A 17481-nucleotide genomic window follows, 5' to 3' on the forward strand; every position below is an offset into this window, starting at 1 on the left:
TTTTTCTTCATCAGGTCCGGCCAGCATGACTCGTACTCAACCTTCCGCTTCGCCAACCACATCGCGCGCCTGGCGCGCCATCGCCGCGCTGCTGTTCAGCCTGGTGCTGGCCCCGGCCGCCATGGCTGAAGAGCCTGCCGCCAACGGCGCCACCCCTCCTGCTGCAGTCGCTCCGGCTGACCCGGCCGCCACTGGCCAAGCCCCCGCGAACGCCGCTGAGCCCGCCGAGGCCCAGGCACCAGCAAACGAGAACGTCGAAGCACTGGTCGAAGACACCTCGCTGGGCATGGCTCACGACCTGTCCCCATGGGGCATGTACAAGAACGCCGATATCGTCGTGAAGGCGGTAATGATCGGCCTGGCCATCGCCTCCATCATCACCTGGACCATCTGGATCGCCAAGGGCTTCGAGCTGATGGGCGCCAAGCGCCGCCTGCGCGGTGAAATCGCCCTGCTGAAGAAATCTGCCAGCCTGAAAGAAGCCAGCAGCGTCGCCGACAAGGAGGGCACCCTGGCCCATACCTTGATCCACGACGCCCTCGAGGAAATGCGCCTGTCGGCCAACACCCGCGAGAAGGAAGGCATCAAGGAACGCGTCAGTTTCCGCCTGGAGCGCCTGGTCGCTGCCAGCGGTCGCAACATGAGCAGCGGCACCGGCGTGCTGGCCACCATCGGCTCCACCGCGCCATTCGTCGGCCTGTTCGGCACCGTGTGGGGCATCATGAACAGCTTCATCGGCATCGCCAAGACCCAGACCACCAACCTCGCCGTCGTTGCCCCAGGCATCGCCGAAGCCCTGCTGGCCACCGCCCTGGGCCTGGTCGCCGCGATTCCGGCCGTGGTCATCTACAACGTCTTCGCCCGTTCCATCGCCGGCTACAAGGCGCAGGTCTCCGACGCCTCGGCGCAGGTCCTGCTGCTGGTCAGCCGTGACCTGGACCATCAGGCTGGCGAGCGCGCCGCCCCGCACATGGTGAAAGTGGGGTAAGCCATGGGCCTGCATCTCAACGAAGGTGGCGACGACCTCGCCGAAAACCACGAAATCAACGTCACGCCGTTCATCGACGTGATGCTGGTACTGCTGATCATCTTCATGGTTGCCGCACCACTGGCGACGGTCGACATCAAGGTCGACCTGCCAGCCTCGACCGCAAAACCTGCACCGAGGCCCGAGAAACCGGTGTTCGTCAGCGTCAAGGCCGACAAGAAGCTGTACGTCGGCGATGACGCGGTGGCCCTGCCCGAACAGCTTGGCGCGATGCTCGACGCCAAGACCAAGGGCGACAAGGAAACCACCATCTTCTTCCAGGCCGACAAGGGTGTTGACTACGGCGACCTGATGGAAGTGATGAACACCATGCGCGCGGCCGGCTACCTCAAGGTCGGTCTGGTCGGACTCGAGACGGCAGCCAAGAAATGACGAACAAGCGCTCCAACCTGGTGCGCTACGGTGGCAGCCTGGCAGCCGTGCTCGGTGTGCACGTGATCGCCGTAGTGCTGACGCTCAACTGGTCGGTGCCCCAGGCCATCGAGCTGCCGCCGGCAGCGATGATGGTCGAGCTGGCACCGGTCCCCGAGCCTGCGCCACCGCCGCCACCGAAAGCTGCTCCACAGCCGCCTGCACCGGTCGAAGAGCCACCGCTGCCCAAGCTGGTGGAGGCTCCGAAACCGAAGATCGCGATCCCGAAGCCGCCCAAGCCGAAGGCCAAGCCCCAGCCGCCCAAGCCCGAGAAAAAGCCTGAGCCGCCGAAGGACGAACCACCGGCCAAGGAACAAGTGGCCGATACCGCGCCAAGCAATGCTCCGCCGCAGAAGTCGGCAGCGCCGCAGCCGAGTATCGCCTCCAACAGCAACGCCCTGCCGACATGGCAAAGCGACCTGCTGCGTCACCTGGCGAAGTACAAGAAGTACCCGGAAGACGCACGTCGCCGTGGCCTGCAAGGGATCAACCGGTTGCGCTTCGTGGTCGATGCCGAGGGCAAGGTGCTGTCGTACTCGCTGGCCGGAGGCTCAGGCAGTGCTGCACTCGACCGCGCGACGATGGACATGATCCGCCGCGCCGGCACGGTACCCAAGCCGCCTGCGGAGTTGTTGAACAATGGCACGATCGAGGTAGTGGCGCCCTTCGTCTACTCGTTGGACAAGCGCTGATACATTGCATCTGTCACAAAACCGCAAGTCTGATAACGTGCGTCTATCGATTGCACCCGCTATGCTGGGGCCGCAACTTCATGGACGCACGTTATGACCCTCACTGAACTCCGCTACATCGTCACACTCGCTCAGGAGCAGCACTTCGGCCATGCCGCCGAGCGTTGCCACGTCAGCCAGCCGACCCTGTCGGTCGGGGTGAAGAAGCTTGAGGACGAGCTGGGCGTGCTGATCTTCGAACGCAGCAAGAGCGCCGTACGCCTGACACCGGTCGGCGAAAGCATCGTCGCCCAGGCGCAGAAGGTGCTCGAGCAGGCCCAAGGCATCCGCGAACTGGCCCAGGCCGGCAAGAACCAGCTCACTGCTCCACTGAAAGTCGGCGCCATCTATACCGTCGGTCCCTACCTGTTCCCGCACCTGATTCCACAGCTGCACCGGGTTGCCCCGCAGATGCCGCTGTACATCGAAGAGAACTTCACCCACGTGCTGCGCGAGAAACTGCGCAACGGCGAACTGGACGCGGTCATCATCGCGCTGCCGTTCAACGAGGCCGACGTGCTGACGCTACCGCTGTACGATGAGCCATTCTGCGCGCTGATGCCGGCCGACCACCCCTGGACCGCCAAGAAGACCATCGACACCGCCCTGCTCAACGACAAGAGCCTGCTGCTGCTCGGCGAAGGTCACTGCTTCCGCGACCAGGTACTCGAAGCCTGCCCGACCCTGAACAAGGGTAACGATGCCTCGAAGCACACCACAGTCGAATCCAGCTCGCTGGAGACCATCCGTCATATGGTCGCCTCGGGCCTGGGTGTTTCGATCCTGCCGTTGTCGGCGGTGCACAGTCATCACTACGCCCCTGGCGTCATCGAAGTGCGTCCACTGACAGCGCCTGCGCCGTTCCGAACCGTTGCCATCGCCTGGCGCGCCAGCTTCCCGCGGCCAAAGGCAATCGAGATCCTCGCCGATTCGATCCGCCTCTGTTCGGTCGCCAAGGCGCCTGCGCCACAGCCGGCCTGATGCCATGACGGAGTTGTCGAAGGTCCCGGTCACCGAGCTCAAGGGCGTCGGCGAGGCCATGGCGGAAAAACTCGCCAAGGTCGGCCTGGAAAGCCTGCAGGACTTGCTGTTCCACCTGCCACTGCGTTATCAGGACCGCACCCGCGTCGTACCGATCGGCGCCCTGCGTCCGGGTCAGGATGCCGTGATCGAGGGCGTGGTCAGCGGTGCCGACGTGACCATGGGCAAACGCCGCAGCCTGGTGGTACGCCTGGGCGACGGCACGGGCGTGCTAAGCCTGCGCTTCTATCACTTCAGCAATGCACAGAAAGAAGGCCTCAAGCGTGGCACCCACCTGCGCTGCTACGGTGAAGCACGCCCCGGAGCCTCTGGCCTTGAGATCTATCATCCGGAATACCGCGCGCTCAACGGCGACGAACCGCCACCGCCCGTCGAGCAGACCCTGACCCCGATCTACCCGACCACCGAAGGCCTCACCCAGCAGCGTCTGCGCCTGCTCTGCCAGCTCAGCCTGAGCAAGCTCGGCCCGCGCAGCCTGCCCGACTGGCTGCCGGATGAGCTGGCCCGCGACTATCACCTGGCGCCACTGGACGACGCCATCCGCTACCTGCACAACCCACCCGCCGACGCCGACCTCGACGAGCTTGCCGAAGGCCAGCACTGGGCCCAGCACCGCCTCGCATTCGAGGAACTGCTCACGCACCAGCTCTCCCAGCAGCGTCTGCGTGAGAGCCTGCGGGCCCTGCGAGCCCCGGTGCTGCCCAAGGCCAGCCGCCTGCCCGGGCAGTACCTGGCCAACCTCGGATTCACTCCCACCGGTGCCCAGCAGCGGGTAGGCAACGAGATCGCCTATGACCTCAGCCAGCCAGAGCCGATGATGCGCCTGGTACAAGGTGACGTGGGTGCCGGCAAGACCGTGGTTGCTGCGCTGGCAGCGCTGCAGGCGCTGGAGGCCGGTTACCAGGTCGCGCTGATGGCGCCCACCGAGATCCTCGCCGAACAGCACTACATCACCTTCAAGCGCTGGCTCGAACCCTTGGGGATAGAAGTCGCCTGGCTGGCTGGCAAGCTCAAAGGCAAGGCCCGCGTCAGTGCGCTGGAGCAAATCGCCGGCGGCGCCCCCATGGTGGTCGGCACCCATGCGCTGTTCCAGGAAGAAGTGAAGTTTCGTCACCTGGCCCTGGCGATCATCGACGAGCAGCACCGTTTCGGCGTGCAGCAACGGCTGGCCCTGCGCAAGAAGGGCGTGAACGGCACGCTGTGTCCGCACCAGTTGATCATGACCGCCACCCCCATCCCGCGTACGCTCGCCATGAGCGCCTACGCCGACCTTGACACCTCCATTCTTGATGAGCTGCCGCCCGGCCGAACGCCAGTCAATACCGTGCTGGTGGCTGACAGTCGCCGCTTCGAGGTGGTAGAGCGGGTCCGCGCTGCCTGCGCCGAAGGGCGCCAGGCCTACTGGGTGTGCACCCTGATCGAGGAATCCGAGGAGCTGACCTGCCAGGCCGCCGAAAGTACGTTCGAAGAGCTGGGCAGCGCGCTCGGCGAGCTGCGTGTGGGCCTGATCCACGGGCGCATGAAGCCTGCGGAAAAAGCCGCGGTGATGGCCGAGTTCAAGGCCGGCCATCTGCAATTGCTGGTGGCCACCACGGTGATCGAGGTGGGGGTGGACGTGCCCAACGCCAGCCTGATGATCATCGAAAACCCTGAACGCCTGGGCCTGGCCCAGCTTCACCAGTTGCGTGGCCGGGTCGGTCGAGGTAGCGCCGTCAGCCATTGCGTGCTGCTCTATCACCCGCCACTGTCACAGATCGGCCGCGAACGCTTAGGGATCATGCGCGAAACCAACGATGGCTTCGTCATCGCCGAGAAGGATCTCGAGCTGCGCGGCCCCGGCGAAATGCTCGGCACCCGCCAGACCGGCCTGCTGCAATTCAAGGTCGCCGACCTGATGCGTGACGCCGACCTGCTGCCCGCAGTACGCGACGCCGCACAGGCATTGCTGGCACGCTGGCCCGATCATGTCAGCCCGCTACTGGATCGGTGGCTGCGTCACGGCCAACAATACGGCCAAGTGTGACACCGATCCCATTCGTGCCCCAGCTCGGGGCTCAGGATGGTTATACTTCGCGTTTAAAAAGACACCTTTGGAAACAGCCCATGACTGAAGTGGCCTTGGACACCGCAACCCCGCACGCTCCGTCGGTCATCCGACTGCTGCTGGAAAAGCTCGGCGTAGCCTATCGCGAGGTGTCCGAACACCCGCGGCTGCCCGCGAAATCGCGCGTCCAGGCCGTTCTGCTGGACGATGAAGTCGGCGCGCTCATGGTGCTGTTCCCACAAAGCCATCTGCTGGACCTGCAGCGCCTGGAAGAGCTGACCGGTCGCAAACTCAAGGCCGTGCCGCTGGAGCGTCTGAAGAAGATGCTCGACAAGCATCAGCTCAAGGCCTTGCCGGCAATCCCGGCCCTGACCAGCTCACCGTGCCTGTACGACGAGCGGCTGCTCAACGCCGATAGCCTGTTGATCCAGTCCGGTGAGGCTGGGCTGCTATTGGAAGTGGCCCGCGACAACTTCAAGCGCATGCTGAGCAAGGCCAGCGCCGGAAGCTTTGGTCTTGAAGTCGAAAGCATCCAGCGCAACCTCGACCGCCCTCACGACGACACCAAGGAAATCTCCAACGCGGTCCAGGCCTTCACTGCCCGCCGCATCCAGCAGCGCCTGGAGCAGACCATCGAGATCCCGCCACTGGCCGACACCGCGCAGAAGATCATCAAGCTGCGCGTCGACCCCAACGCCAGCGTTGACGACATCACCGGCGTGGTCGAAACCGACCCGGCACTGGCCGCACAGGTGGTGAGCTGGGCCGCATCGCCCTACTACGCGTCACCCGGCAAGATCCGCTCGGTGGAAGATGCCATCGTTCGCGTGCTGGGCTTCGACCTGGTGATCAATCTTGCGCTGGGCCTGGCCCTGGGCAAGACCCTGAGCCTGCCGAAAGACCATCCGCAGCAGGCCACGCCTTACTGGCAGCAGTCGATCTACACAGCCGCAGTGATCGAAGGCCTGACCCGCGCCATGCCGCGCGCCGAACGCCCCGAAGCCGGCCTCACCTACCTGGCGGGGCTGCTGCACAACTTCGGCTATCTGCTGCTGGCCCACGTGTTCCCGCCGCATTTCTCGTTGATCTGTCGTCATCTTGAGGTCAACCCGCACCTGTACCACAGCTATGTCGAGCAGCACCTGCTGGGCATCAGCCGCGAGCAGATCGGCGCCTGGCTGATGAAGCTGTGGGACATGCCGGATGAGCTGTCCGCGGCGCTGCGCTTCCAGCACGATCCGAGCTATGAAGGTGAGTATTCGGCCTACCCGAACCTCGTGTGCCTGGCCACGTCGCTGTTGCGTTCCCGGGGCATTGGCTCAGGGCCGCAGGAAGAAATTCCGGAGGCGCTGCTCGAACGCCTTGGACTGACCCGCGACAAGGCGGAGGACGTAGTGAGCAAGGTGCTGGAAGCCGAAGCGCTGCTGCGCGAGCTGGCCTCGCAGTTCCAGGCCCCACACTGACTGGCAAGAGCGGGTTTGCCCGCTCCTACACAGGCGGATTCAGGCCTTTTTCTTGCGGGGCTTGAGGTATTTCATCAGCCCCTGAAACCAGATCACCAGTGCCGGGTTGCCCTTGATCTGGATGTTCTTGTCCTGAATCCCCTGCATGAACGCCAACTGCTTGTTGCCAGCCTGCAAGGTGGCAAAGCCGAACGCGGCATCCTTGAAGGCGATGGCAAAGGCCGGTTGAGGGTGCAGGCCACCCTTGCTGCTGATGCGCTCCCCACTCACCGTGAAATGCCGGGCCACTTTGCCATCCAAGGTCTGCATCTGGAACACCAGGTCCTTGTCGCGCAGTTGCTGCTGGAACGCCGGGTTGTTACGGCTGGCCCTGGCCATCAACAGCCCCATGGCCCAGAGAAGAAAGCGAAACTTCATCAACGCGCCTCGATTGAAATATGACTGAAGCGCGCAGTTTATCCCTTTCTTAAACTTTTTACGCCAGCTCGCCGCATTGTTTCTGCACGCCAGAAGCACAACGGGCGCCCTGGGGCGCCCGTTCGGATGACACTGGAGTGTCAGGAATCGATCACTTGCCTTTCTTGGCTGGCTTGGCGGGAACGTTGACGCTGTCACGCAGGTTCTTGCCAGGTTTGAAGGCAACAGTGTTGCTGGCCTTGATCTTCACCGGTTGACCAGTCTGTGGGTTCTTGCCGGTGCGCGCGCCGCGGTGACGCTTCTCGAAGGTGCCGAAACCGACCAGGGTGACGGTATCCTTGTCGAGCGCGCCAGTGATGCTGTCGAGAATCGCGTTCAGCACCTGATTGGCCTTTTCCTTGGTCAGATCGGCCTTTTCGGCGATGACGGCGGCGAGTTCTGGTTTACGCATAGTGAAGCCTCTTTGACGGGATTTTTGTTGTTATGCCGTGCTACCTGCGAAAGCAGCGCCCAAGGCGCCGCAGGCTCTAATCTGCGGCAGACGGAAGTGAGAATGGCACGCTCACCGTGGCCGCGCCAGTGTCTGAGCGGCCATTGTCGCGCCAAGAACAGGCCAAACACGACAGTTCGAATGGCATTCAGGCCATTAGAGGCGGAAGCTGCCGATTCAGCGCCAGCTTTTCCAACACCGCCGACCCCGTGAGGGCATAACCCAGCAATTGCCCATCGGCGCTGTAGCACAGCGCTTTCAGGTCGCTGCCCTGCCCTTCGACCTGCCAGGTTCCTTCTCGGCCCATCGGTGCTGGCGAAACAACCAGCGGGCAGGCGGGCGTCTTTACCGTGACAGGCATCGGGCCATAGTTCACACCCGTGGGGTTGCCGGCGAGCGTCTGCGCCAGCGCGCGGGCGCAAGCCATCAGCGGCATGACGTAGAGCAGGCTGATGCCATCCACTTCGGCGCAATCGCCCAGGGCGAAGATGTTTGAGTGGGAGGTCCGCAGTTGGCGATCCACCACCACCCCCCGGTTCACCTGCAGCCCGGCAGCGGCGGCAAGGTCTGTACGCGGTCGCAGGCCGATGGCCGAAACCACCAGATCACAGGCAATCACGCTGCCGTCGGACAAGTGAGCCTCGAGACCGCCGCCGGTGCGCCGCAGGCGGGTCAGCACTGGGCCCAGATGGAAGCGTACGCCCAACCCTTCCAGGCCAGCCTGCACCGCACTGGCGGCAGCAGGATGCAACAAGGTCGGCATCACCTGCTCACAGGGCGCCACCACGTCGCACTGGTAGCCGCCGAGGGTCAGATCGTTGGCGAACTCGCAGCCGATCAGCCCGGCACCCAGCAGCAACACGCGCTGCTTGCCCGCGGCGGCGGCACGAAAGCGCGCGTAGTCTTCCAGGTCGTTGATCGGAAAGACCAGCTCGGTGCCGTCGCCCTCAATCGGCACCTGTACCGTCTGCGCACCCAAGGCCAACACCAGGTCGCGGTATTGCACCGCCTCCTCGCCGATCCACAAGCGCTTGTGACCAGGGTCGATGCCGCTGATACGGGTATGGGTACGAATCTCGGCCTTGAGCTGCTCGGCCATGGCGCCCGGCTCGGCCATGCACAGGCCGTCGGCGTCCTTGTGCTTGGCAAAGCCGGTGGAGAGCATCGGCTTGGAATAGGAGCGACCGTCGTCGGCGGTGATCAGCAACAGCGGCGTGTCAGCGTCGAGCTTGCGAAATTCCCGGGCCAGGTTATAGCCCGCAAGGCCAGTGCCGATGATCACCACAGGGGACGTCATGTCGTGCTTCCTCTTGCAGGGGGTCGTCGATCAGCCGATGGCGATCATTTCGAAGTCGCTCTTGCCTACACCACAATCGGGGCACAGCCAATCTTCCGGCACGTCCTCCCAGCGGGTGCCCGGAGCGATCCCGTCGTCCGGCCAGCCCTCGGCCTCGTCGTAGATCAGGCCACAGACAATGCATTGCCACTTCTTCATCAGGGTTCCTCGGTCAGGCGTTGTGTTGCCGCTGATGGTTCTCTCACGGCTGCCCCCCCTTAGGAGCGGGCTCCCCCGCGAAGCACTCACCGCGCAATTCATGACGGGCTTTGTACTGGCCCGGCCGGCAGTATGCAAGCAAACCCGGCAATCATGCTAAGCTCGCCGCCTCTCTGGATGTAACAAGCATACCGACGTGTCGTACGAATCCCCGCAAGCAGCCGCTGTCGCGTGGCTGGCGTATTCACAGCTGGCGAGCGACCTCGACCAGCGCACCCTCGACTGGCTGTTCGACGAAGGCTCCCTGACCCGTCGCCTGACCCGCCTCTCCCACGACCACTTCTGCGTGACGCCGCTGTTCGAAGGCTGGCAACCACTGCGTGACGACGAATGCCTCGCCCTGAATCTTGCGCCAGGCGCGCAGGGCTGGGTGCGTGAAGTCTATCTGCGCGGCCATGACCAGCCTTGGGTATTCGCCCGCAGCGTCGCCAGCCGCGAAGCCTTGGAGCGCGGCGGTCTTGATCTGGAGACCCTGGGCAGCCGCTCGCTCGGCGAATTGCTGTTCTGCGACCAGGCGTTCATTCGCCACCCCATCGAGGTGTGTACGTACCCACAGGCGTGGATGCCGACGGAGGTTGCCAGCGCCAACCTCTGGGGCCGCCGTTCGCGCTTCGAACGCGATGGCCTGGACCTGCTGGTCGCCGAGGTATTCCTGTCAGCGATGTGGCAGGCGGACAAGGAGGTATCGCCCTGATGTACCTGCAACTGCTCAAGTCGCTCAACCGCCTGCATCCCAGAGCCTGGGACTTCGTCCAGCTCAGTCGCCTGGACCGCCCCATCGGCATCTACCTGTTGCTGTGGCCTACGCTCGCGGCCGTGTGGATCGCCGCCAAGGGTGCACCAACCCTGGCCAACGTGCTGATCTTCGGCCTCGGAGTTGCGCTGATGCGCGCGGCGGGCTGCGCGATCAATGACTTCGCCGACCGCAAGGTCGACGGCCACGTCAAGCGCACCGCCGATCGCCCCCTGGCCAGCGGCCGGATAAAGCCGCGCGAAGCGGTGATGCTGTTCGTGGTGCTGACAGGGATCAGTTTCCTGCTGGTGCTGTGCACCAACGCCAGCACCGTGTGGCTGTCGTTTGGCGGCGTTGCCCTGGCGTTCTGCTACCCGTTCATGAAGCGCTACACCTACTACCCGCAGGTGGTGCTGGGTGCCGCTTATTCGTGGGGCATCCCCATGGCCTTCACCGCTGCCGGGGGTGAGTTGCCAGCGGCGGCCTGGCTGCTGTACATCGCCAACCTGCTGTGGACGGTAGCCTTCGATACCTACTATGCGATGGTCGATCGCGACGACGACCTGAAGATCGGCGTGAAATCCACGGCGATCCTCTTCGGCGAGGCCGATCGGGTGATCATCCTGACCTTGCAGGTGCTGTCGCTCGGCTGCCTGTTGCTGGCCGGCAACCACTTCGAACTGGGTGGCTGGTTCCACCTGGGCCTGTTGGGCGCCCTGGCATGCTTCGCCTGGGAGTTCTGGTCGACCCGCACGCTGGATCGCGATGCCTGCTTCAAGGCGTTCCTGCACAACCACTGGGCGGGCCTGCTGATCTTCATCGGCGTGGTGCTGGACTACGCGCTGCGCTGAAGGGAGAGCAGCGGTTCGCCGCTGCGACTTGCCGCGCGATCGCACTGGTGAATTCACTGACGCAATCGCGGGGCAAGCCCGCTCCCACAAAGACCGAACACGCGTCAGGGTTTGGCGATATGCCAGACGTCCTTCACACCATCACCGGTCTTGTCCCCGGCTTTCTTGTCCTTGATGAAGGTGTACAGCGGCTTGCCATCATAGGCCCACTGCTTCTTGCCATCATCGCGCTCGATCACCGTCCACTTGTCCTTGGCCGCTTCATCCTCGGCCTTGACCAGCAGCGGCGGCCAGTTGGTTGCGCAATCACCGTTGCACATCGACTTGCCTGCGGCATCCTTGTCGAAGGTGTACAGGGTCATGCCAGCATGGTCGACCCACATGCCGTCCTTCTCCATCGCGTGGTGCGCCGACGCCACCCCCGGCAATGCCAGCGCAGCGAAAAGGGCCATCCAGCTCAGCGTATGTCGTGTCATTGGAATCACCATCGTGTCGGGGGGAAGAAGGAGAAACACCGCCGCAGCGGCCCTGTGAAGCCTAGCGCAGTCATGCAATGTCGCCAGAACGGCCAACGCCCTGTCACACAGCTGCAATAATTCCGTTATCTAATGCGGGCCAAGACATCATAGATGGGAGAGTTTTGAGCATGGTTGGCAGGAACATTCTGATCGTCGACGACGAAGCGCCTATTCGCGAGATGATCGCCGTTGCATTGGAAATGGCCGGCTACGACTGCCTCGAGGCAGAGAACTCCCAGCAGGCCCACGCCATCATCGTCGACCGCAAGCCGGACCTGATCCTGCTGGACTGGATGCTGCCCGGCACCTCCGGCATCGAACTGGCACGCCGTCTCAAGCGCGACGAGCTGACCGGGGACATCCCGATCATCATGCTCACCGCCAAGGGCGAAGAAGATAACAAGATCCAGGGCCTGGAAGTCGGTGCCGACGACTACATCACCAAGCCGTTCTCGCCCCGCGAGCTGGTGGCACGCCTCAAGGCCGTGCTGCGCCGCACCGGCCCGAGCGACAGCGAGGCACCGATCGAAGTCGGCGGCCTGCTGCTCGACCCGATCAGCCACCGCGTCACCATCGACGGCAAACCCGCCGAGATGGGCCCGACCGAATACCGCCTGCTGCAGTTCTTCATGACCCACCAGGAGCGCGCCTACACCCGTGGCCAGCTGCTCGACCAGGTCTGGGGCGGCAATGTCTATGTCGAGGAGCGCACCGTCGACGTGCACATCCGTCGCCTGCGCAAGGCACTGGGTGAAGCCTACGAAAATCTGGTACAAACCGTCCGCGGCACCGGCTACCGTTTCTCGACCAAGAGCTGACGCGCCCGCACGCTTCACTGCAAGCCGCTGTACAAGGACTGTGAATTGAACCCGAACTGGCACGCGACCCTGATTCGCCACCTGCTCCTGCTGATCAGCGTCTGCCTGCTCGGCGGGCTGATCAGCGGGCAATACGGCTGGAGCCTGGCGGTTGGCCTGGCGCTCTACCTGGGCTGGACCCTGAAGCAGTTGCTGCGCCTGCACGAATGGCTGCGCAACCACCAGCCCGACGAGGCGCCGCCGGACGGCTACGGGCTGTGGGGCGAAGTGTTCGACAGCATCTACCACCTGCAGCGCCGCGACCAGCGTGTCCGCGGGCGCCTGCAAGCGGTGATCGACCGAGTCCAGGAGTCCACCGCGGCCCTGCGCGATGCGGTGATCATGCTCGACAGCGATGGCAACCTGGAGTGGTGGAACCGCGCCGCCGAGACCCTGCTGGGCTTCAAGACGCCCCAGGATGGCGGACAACCGGTCACCAACCTGGTCCGTCATCCGCGCTTCAAGGAATACTTCGAAGCGGAAAACTACGTCGAACCGCTGGAAATCCCCTCACCGATCAACGACCGCCTGCGCGTGCAACTGCACATCACCCGCTACGGCAACAACGAGCACCTGATGCTGGTGCGCGATGTAACCCGCATCCACCAGCTCGAACAGATGCGCAAGGACTTCGTCGCCAACGTCTCCCACGAACTGCGCACGCCGCTGACAGTGATCGCGGGCTACCTCGAGACGCTGCTGGATAACGTCGAGGACGTGAACCCGCGCTGGGCTCGCGCGCTGCAGCAGATGAGCCAGCAAGGCTCGCGCATGCAGACCCTGCTCAACGACCTGTTGTTGCTGGCCAAGTTGGAAGCGACCGACTATCCCTCGGACAACCAGCCGGTGGCGGTGGATACTTTGCTGCAGTCGATCAAGGGTGACGCCCAGGCGCTGTCCGGGCCCAAGCGCCAGAACATCTCCCTGGAGGCCGCGCCGGGCCTGCGCCTGAAAGGCAGCGAATCGGAACTGCGCAGTGCCTTCTCCAACCTGGTGTTCAACGCAGTGAAGTACACCCAGGAGGAAGGCACCATTCGCATCCGCTGGTGGGCCGACGAGCAGGGGGCCCACCTGAGCGTGCAGGACTCGGGGGTGGGCATCGACGCCAAGCACCTGCCGCGCCTGACCGAACGCTTCTACCGCGTCGACTCCAGCCGTGCCTCCAACACAGGCGGCACCGGGCTGGGCCTGGCGATCGTCAAGCATGTGCTGATGCGCCATCGCGGCAAGCTGGAAATCAGTAGCGTGCCGGGTCATGGCAGCACGTTCACCTGTCATTTTGCGCCGGCACAATTGGCGGCAAATCGCAGCTGAGAATCGGCGAGCAAAAACCATCCCCTTTGCTTTTGCAGCTTCAGCCGCTACATTGGATCCCCTGTGCCAGCGAGAGCTGGCACTTTTTTTCTCTCTCTTTCAAAGACGGACCCCGTAAAAACTCCATCATGGACCCTTCCCCTGGTATCAGCCTCGCTTCTCTATTCGCCGATTTCGGCATGATTCTCTTTGCCCTGTTCCTGGTAGTGCTCAATGGCTTCTTCGTTGCCGCCGAGTTCGCCATGGTCAAGCTGCGCTCAACCCGCGTCGAATCCATCGCCGAGCTGCACGGCTGGCGCGGCAGCATCCTGCGCAAGGTACACAACCAGCTCGACGCCTACCTGTCGGCCTGCCAATTGGGCATCACCCTGGCCTCGCTGGGCCTGGGCTGGGTCGGAGAGCCGGCCTTCGCCCACCTGCTCGAACCGCTGCTGGCCTATCTGGGCGTCGACAGCCCGGAACTGATCAAGGCCGTGTCGTTCTTCGTCGCCTTCTTCGTGATCTCGTACCTGCACATCGTGGTTGGCGAACTGGCGCCCAAATCCTGGGCGATCCGCAAGCCCGAGCTGCTGTCGCTGTGGACGGCAGTACCGCTGTACCTCTTCTACTGGCTGATGTACCCGGCGATCTACCTGCTCAACGCCAGCGCCAACACCATCCTGCGCATCGCCGGGCAGGGCGAGCCCGGGCCGCACCATGAGCACCACTACAGCCGTGAAGAGCTCAAGCTGATCCTGCACTCCAGCCGCGGCCAGGACCCGAGCGACCAGGGCATGCGCGTGCTGGCCTCGGCGGTGGAAATGGGTGAGCTGGAGGTGGTCGACTGGGCCAACTCCCGTGAAGACATGGTGGTGCTCGATGCCAAGGCGCCGCTGAAGAACATCTTGGCGATGTTCCGCCGCCACAAGTTCAGCCGTTACCCGGTGTATGACGCCGAGCGCGAAGAGTTCACCGGCCTGCTGCACATCAAGGACCTGCTGCTGGAGCTGGCCGAGCTGGACCACCTTCCTGAAAGCATCGACCTGGAAGACCTAGCGCGGCCGTTGGAGCGCGTATCGCGACACATGCCGCTGTCGCAGCTGCTAGAGCAGTTCCGCAAGGGCGGTGCGCATTTCGTGCTGGTCGAGGAAGCCGATGGCAAGGTGATCGGCTACCTGACCATGGAAGACGTGCTGGAAGTGCTGGTCGGCGATATCCAGGACGAACACCGCAAAGCCGAACGCGGCATCCTTGCCTACCAGCCGGGCAAGCTGCTGGTGCGGGGCGACACGCCGCTGTTCAAGGTCGAACGCCTGCTGGGCGTCGACCTTGACCACATCGAGGCCGAGACCCTCGCAGGCCTGGTCTACGAGTCGCTCAAGCGCGTGCCCGAGGAAGAGGAAGTGCTGGAAGTCGAAGGCCTGCGCATCATCATCAAGAAGATGAAAGGGCCAAAGATCGTCCTGGCCAAGGTGCTGAAGCTCGACTGACGACGCTGTTCATGGATTCCCTGCCGTGAAGTCCGGTAGTCCGCCAATCGGACGGTCGAAACGGTAGGGAATCGACTCCAGCGCCAGCCCCACGTTGCGCTGCACCACGAAATGCAGGTGTGGCCCGCTGCTGTTGCCGGTGTTGCCAGACTTGCCCAGCATCTCACCCTGCCCCACCCGCTGACCCTCGCTCACCACCACGGAACCCCGCATCAAGTGCAGGTACACCCCCATGGTGCCGTCTGCGTGCAGGATCCGCACGAAGTTGCCCGAAGGGTTGTTGCCACGACCGCTCTGGCGGTTCTCCACCTTGACCACCACGCCGCCCCGAGCGGCAATGATCGGCGTGCCCTCTGGCATGGCGATGTCCATGGCATAGCGGCCCTTCGCGCCAAAATGGCTGAAGCGGCCGTTGGGCCCTTGGCTCAGCCGGAACGGACCGCCGCGCCACGGAAAGGGATAGCGGTAGGCTTGCGGGCGCTGCGCGGGGTCGCCGAGGGCGTGACGCAGCTTGGCGCGGTATTTCAGTTGGCCGCCGGAACGCGCCAGCAACACGCTCAGCACCTGTGTGGAGCGCGGCGCCAGCACCCGTCGCACGATACGCGGCGCGTTACCGTCGCGGGCGTTGCCCAGGCCTTCCAGACGCAGTTCAACCTCCACCGGGGCGAACAGATCATTGCGCGCCAGGAAACGCACGCCCCCGGCAAAGGTTTCGGGCTGCAGGCGGACCTGATCGTCGAGACGCTCGACCATCGGCTCGCGCAGGGCCATTGCCCGCGCACCGGGGCTAGGCTGGTAGGAATAGGACGCCACGCCGAAGGTGTCGGTGGTGCTGTAGAGGGTCATGGCCATGCCCGGTGCCGAAGCCAAGAGCAGGGACAGCAACAGGCAGGCGCGCATGATGGTGGCTTTTTGACAGTTGTTATGTCTTGAGCCTAGCAGCGAGTTATCCCGGGGGAATGACAGTTGGTCGGGTGGCCGCTTCGAATCTGACGCGGCAAGAGCGGCCTTGTGCCGCTCTCACCAGAGGGTGGAACAGCGGATCAACCGCCCGGCGTGAAGTGCTTCTGCGCAGTACCGCGGGCGATCAATCGCGACAGGTAATCGAGCTTCTGTGCATCCTGATCGACGAACTTGAACGTCAGTTGCAGCCAGTCGCTCTCAGGCTTGGGCTCGAGCGCGGCGATGGCATGCAGGTAACCGTTCAACCGTGCGACCTCGGCGTTCTCACCCTGCTCCAGATCGAGCACCGCACCTTCGAGCACCTGCGGCAGGGCAGCACTGCGGCGCACCACCAACAACGCTTCCTTGAGGCTGAGGGCCTTGATCACGCAGGGCTGAGTACCGCTGGAAAGGCGCAGCTGCCCCTGACCTCGCCCGGACTGGGCAGCAGCGGCAGCGCTCTGCGGTGGCGGTGCGCTGATCAGCGGTTTGCTAGCGGCAGCCGCCGCAGGCGTTGGCGCGACCTTCACGGCTTCGGGCTTGCCGCCGGTCAGGGCACTCAGCGAATCGTTGGCAAAGGCCGAATTGACTCGCGCCGGCGCTCCCGCCATCAGGGCCTCGAGCTTGCCGATCTTGGCCAGGGACTTCTTCACCTTGGTCAGCAACTGTTCGTTGGTGAACGGCTTGCCAACGAAGTCGGAGACGCCAGCCTGAATGGCCTGAATCACGTTTTCCTTGTCACCACGGCTGGTCACCATGATGAACTGCAGGGCTTTCATTTCTTCCTGCTGGCGACACCAGGTCAGCAGTTCAAGGCCGGACATCTCCGGCATCTCCCAGTCGCACAGGACCAGGTCGAAACGTTCCTTGCTCAGCATGGCCATGGCCTTGCGGCCATTGACCGCGTCTTCGATGACCATGCCCGGGAAGGCATTGCGCAGGCACTTCCTCACCAGGTCGCGGATGAACGGCGCATCGTCCACGACCAGCACATTGACTTTACTCATCGATACTCCTCTTGAATCCCGACTAGCATACCGCCGACTGATGGCAATTTGCCAAACCACTGGTCACGCCGGGACGTTTCAAGACTGTTCGCGGGTGCCTGCTGTATCTGCCACAAACGAAAACGCCCGGACGAGGCCGGGCGTTGATGCTCGGGAGCAATATTACTTATCGTCCGATTCGCCCGGAACATTAGCCTTTTCGGCAGCGCCGGAAGTGTCGCCCTCGACCTCGGCCTTCATGCGCTTGAGGCCCATGTGGCGTACATCGGTGCCACGCACCAGGTAGATCACCAGCTCCGAGATATTGCGGGCGTGGTCGCCGATACGCTCCAGCGAGCGCAGGGCCCAGATGACGCTCAATACCCGCGAGATCGATCGGGGGTCTTCCATCATGTAGGTGACCAGCTCGCGCAGCGCGGTCTTGTATTCGCGGTCGATGGTCTTGTCGTACTGGGCCACCGACAGTGCCAGCTCGGCGTCGAAACGGGCGAAGGCGTCCAGTGCATCGCGGACCATGTTGCGCACCTGGTCGCCGATGTGACGCACTTCGACGTAGCCACGGGGCGACTCGCCTTCCTCGCACAGCTGAA

The 17481-nt window shown here is 63.7% G+C and carries 19 protein-coding genes; 11 read left to right on the forward strand and 8 right to left on the reverse strand.

What is annotated here, in order from left to right:
* The first annotated feature begins 25 nt into the window (after positions 1 to 25).
* The 6 genes from exbB to APH44_RS23860 all read left to right on the forward strand — a co-directional run bounded on the left by exbB (position 26) and on the right by APH44_RS23860 (position 6738).
* Positions 26 to 988 (forward strand): tonB-system energizer ExbB, encoded by a 963-nt coding sequence (gene exbB / locus APH44_RS23835; protein WP_054894875.1) that lies wholly within the window; start codon positions 26 to 28, stop codon positions 986 to 988.
* Between the two features lie 3 nt (positions 989 to 991).
* Positions 992 to 1420 (forward strand): TonB system transport protein ExbD, encoded by a 429-nt coding sequence (exbD, locus tag APH44_RS23840; RefSeq protein WP_054894876.1) that lies wholly within the window; start codon positions 992 to 994, stop codon positions 1418 to 1420.
* Positions 1417 to 2151: an energy transducer TonB gene (locus tag APH44_RS23845; protein ID WP_054894877.1), complete on the forward strand. Its 735-nt coding sequence runs from the start codon at positions 1417 to 1419 to the stop codon at positions 2149 to 2151. The genes exbD and APH44_RS23845 overlap by 4 nt, the downstream gene beginning before the upstream one ends.
* Positions 2152 to 2244: 93 nt before the next feature.
* Positions 2245 to 3171 carry a hydrogen peroxide-inducible genes activator gene (locus tag APH44_RS23850; protein ID WP_054894878.1) on the forward strand — a complete coding sequence of 309 codons (927 nt, stop codon included), beginning with the start codon at positions 2245 to 2247 and terminating at the stop codon, positions 3169 to 3171.
* Positions 3172 to 3175: 4 nt separating this feature from the next.
* Positions 3176 to 5254 (forward strand): ATP-dependent DNA helicase RecG, encoded by a 2079-nt coding sequence (gene recG, locus APH44_RS23855; protein ID WP_054894879.1) that lies wholly within the window; start codon positions 3176 to 3178, stop codon positions 5252 to 5254.
* A gap of 80 nt (positions 5255 to 5334) precedes the next feature.
* On the forward strand, positions 5335 to 6738 hold the full coding sequence (locus APH44_RS23860; RefSeq protein ID WP_054894880.1) for an aminoacyl-tRNA deacylase and HDOD domain-containing protein: 1404 nt from the start codon (positions 5335 to 5337) through the stop codon (positions 6736 to 6738).
* 39 nt (positions 6739 to 6777) lie between these two features.
* Here APH44_RS23860 and APH44_RS23865 read toward each other — a convergent pair whose 3' ends face one another.
* The 4 genes from APH44_RS23865 to APH44_RS23880 form a co-directional block, all read right to left on the reverse strand.
* Positions 6778 to 7155, reverse strand: a complete 378-nt coding sequence (locus APH44_RS23865) for a hypothetical protein (protein WP_054894881.1) — start codon at positions 7153 to 7155, stop codon at positions 6778 to 6780.
* 151 nt (positions 7156 to 7306) lie between these two features.
* Positions 7307 to 7606, reverse strand: coding sequence for an HU family DNA-binding protein (locus APH44_RS23870; RefSeq protein WP_054894882.1), 300 nt, complete (start codon positions 7604 to 7606; stop codon positions 7307 to 7309).
* Positions 7607 to 7793: 187 nt separating this feature from the next.
* Complete coding sequence (locus tag APH44_RS23875) at positions 7794 to 8942, reverse strand: NAD(P)/FAD-dependent oxidoreductase (protein WP_054894883.1); 1149 nt, start codon at positions 8940 to 8942, stop codon at positions 7794 to 7796.
* A 30-nt stretch (positions 8943 to 8972) separates the two neighbouring features.
* Positions 8973 to 9140 (reverse strand): rubredoxin, encoded by a 168-nt coding sequence (locus tag APH44_RS23880; RefSeq protein WP_011536423.1) that lies wholly within the window; start codon positions 9138 to 9140, stop codon positions 8973 to 8975.
* A gap of 196 nt (positions 9141 to 9336) precedes the next feature.
* Between APH44_RS23880 and APH44_RS23885 the strand changes: the two genes are divergently transcribed.
* Entirely contained in the window at positions 9337 to 9894 is a 558-nt protein-coding gene (locus tag APH44_RS23885; RefSeq protein ID WP_054894884.1) for a chorismate lyase, read from the forward strand.
* Positions 9894 to 10784, forward strand: a complete 891-nt coding sequence (gene ubiA, locus APH44_RS23890; RefSeq protein ID WP_054894885.1) for a 4-hydroxybenzoate octaprenyltransferase — start codon at positions 9894 to 9896, stop codon at positions 10782 to 10784. The genes APH44_RS23885 and ubiA overlap by 1 nt, the downstream gene beginning before the upstream one ends.
* Before the next feature lie 104 nt (positions 10785 to 10888).
* Here ubiA and APH44_RS23895 read toward each other — a convergent pair whose 3' ends face one another.
* Complete coding sequence (locus tag APH44_RS23895) at positions 10889 to 11260, reverse strand: hypothetical protein (RefSeq protein WP_054894886.1); 372 nt, start codon at positions 11258 to 11260, stop codon at positions 10889 to 10891.
* 170 nt (positions 11261 to 11430) lie between these two features.
* On the opposite strand from APH44_RS23895, the gene phoB reads away from it, so the two are divergent.
* From phoB to APH44_RS23910, 3 genes are all read left to right on the forward strand, one after another.
* Complete coding sequence (gene phoB / locus APH44_RS23900; protein WP_003253341.1) at positions 11431 to 12120, forward strand: phosphate regulon transcriptional regulator PhoB; 690 nt, start codon at positions 11431 to 11433, stop codon at positions 12118 to 12120.
* Between the two features lie 45 nt (positions 12121 to 12165).
* On the forward strand, positions 12166 to 13473 hold the full coding sequence (gene phoR, locus APH44_RS23905; RefSeq protein WP_054894887.1) for a phosphate regulon sensor histidine kinase PhoR: 1308 nt from the start codon (positions 12166 to 12168) through the stop codon (positions 13471 to 13473).
* Between the two features lie 128 nt (positions 13474 to 13601).
* Positions 13602 to 14942, forward strand: a complete 1341-nt coding sequence (locus tag APH44_RS23910) for a hemolysin family protein (protein ID WP_054894888.1) — start codon at positions 13602 to 13604, stop codon at positions 14940 to 14942.
* Between the two features lie 9 nt (positions 14943 to 14951).
* On the opposite strand, the gene APH44_RS23915 is transcribed toward APH44_RS23910, so the two are convergent.
* The 3 genes from APH44_RS23915 to APH44_RS23925 form a co-directional block, all read right to left on the reverse strand.
* Positions 14952 to 15842, reverse strand: a complete 891-nt coding sequence (locus APH44_RS23915) for a M23 family metallopeptidase (RefSeq protein ID WP_054894889.1) — start codon at positions 15840 to 15842, stop codon at positions 14952 to 14954.
* 143 nt (positions 15843 to 15985) lie between these two features.
* On the reverse strand, positions 15986 to 16891 hold the full coding sequence (locus APH44_RS23920) for a response regulator (protein ID WP_054894890.1): 906 nt from the start codon (positions 16889 to 16891) through the stop codon (positions 15986 to 15988).
* 162 nt (positions 16892 to 17053) lie between these two features.
* A partial coding sequence (locus tag APH44_RS23925; RefSeq protein ID WP_305728910.1) for a PhoU domain-containing protein occupies positions 17054 to 17481 on the reverse strand: 428 nt, incomplete at its 5' end.

Origin of the sequence: Pseudomonas sp. NBRC 111143 (assembly GCF_001320965.1) — a bacterium.
Taxonomy (GTDB): Bacteria; Pseudomonadota; Gammaproteobacteria; order Pseudomonadales; family Pseudomonadaceae; genus Aquipseudomonas; species Aquipseudomonas machongensis.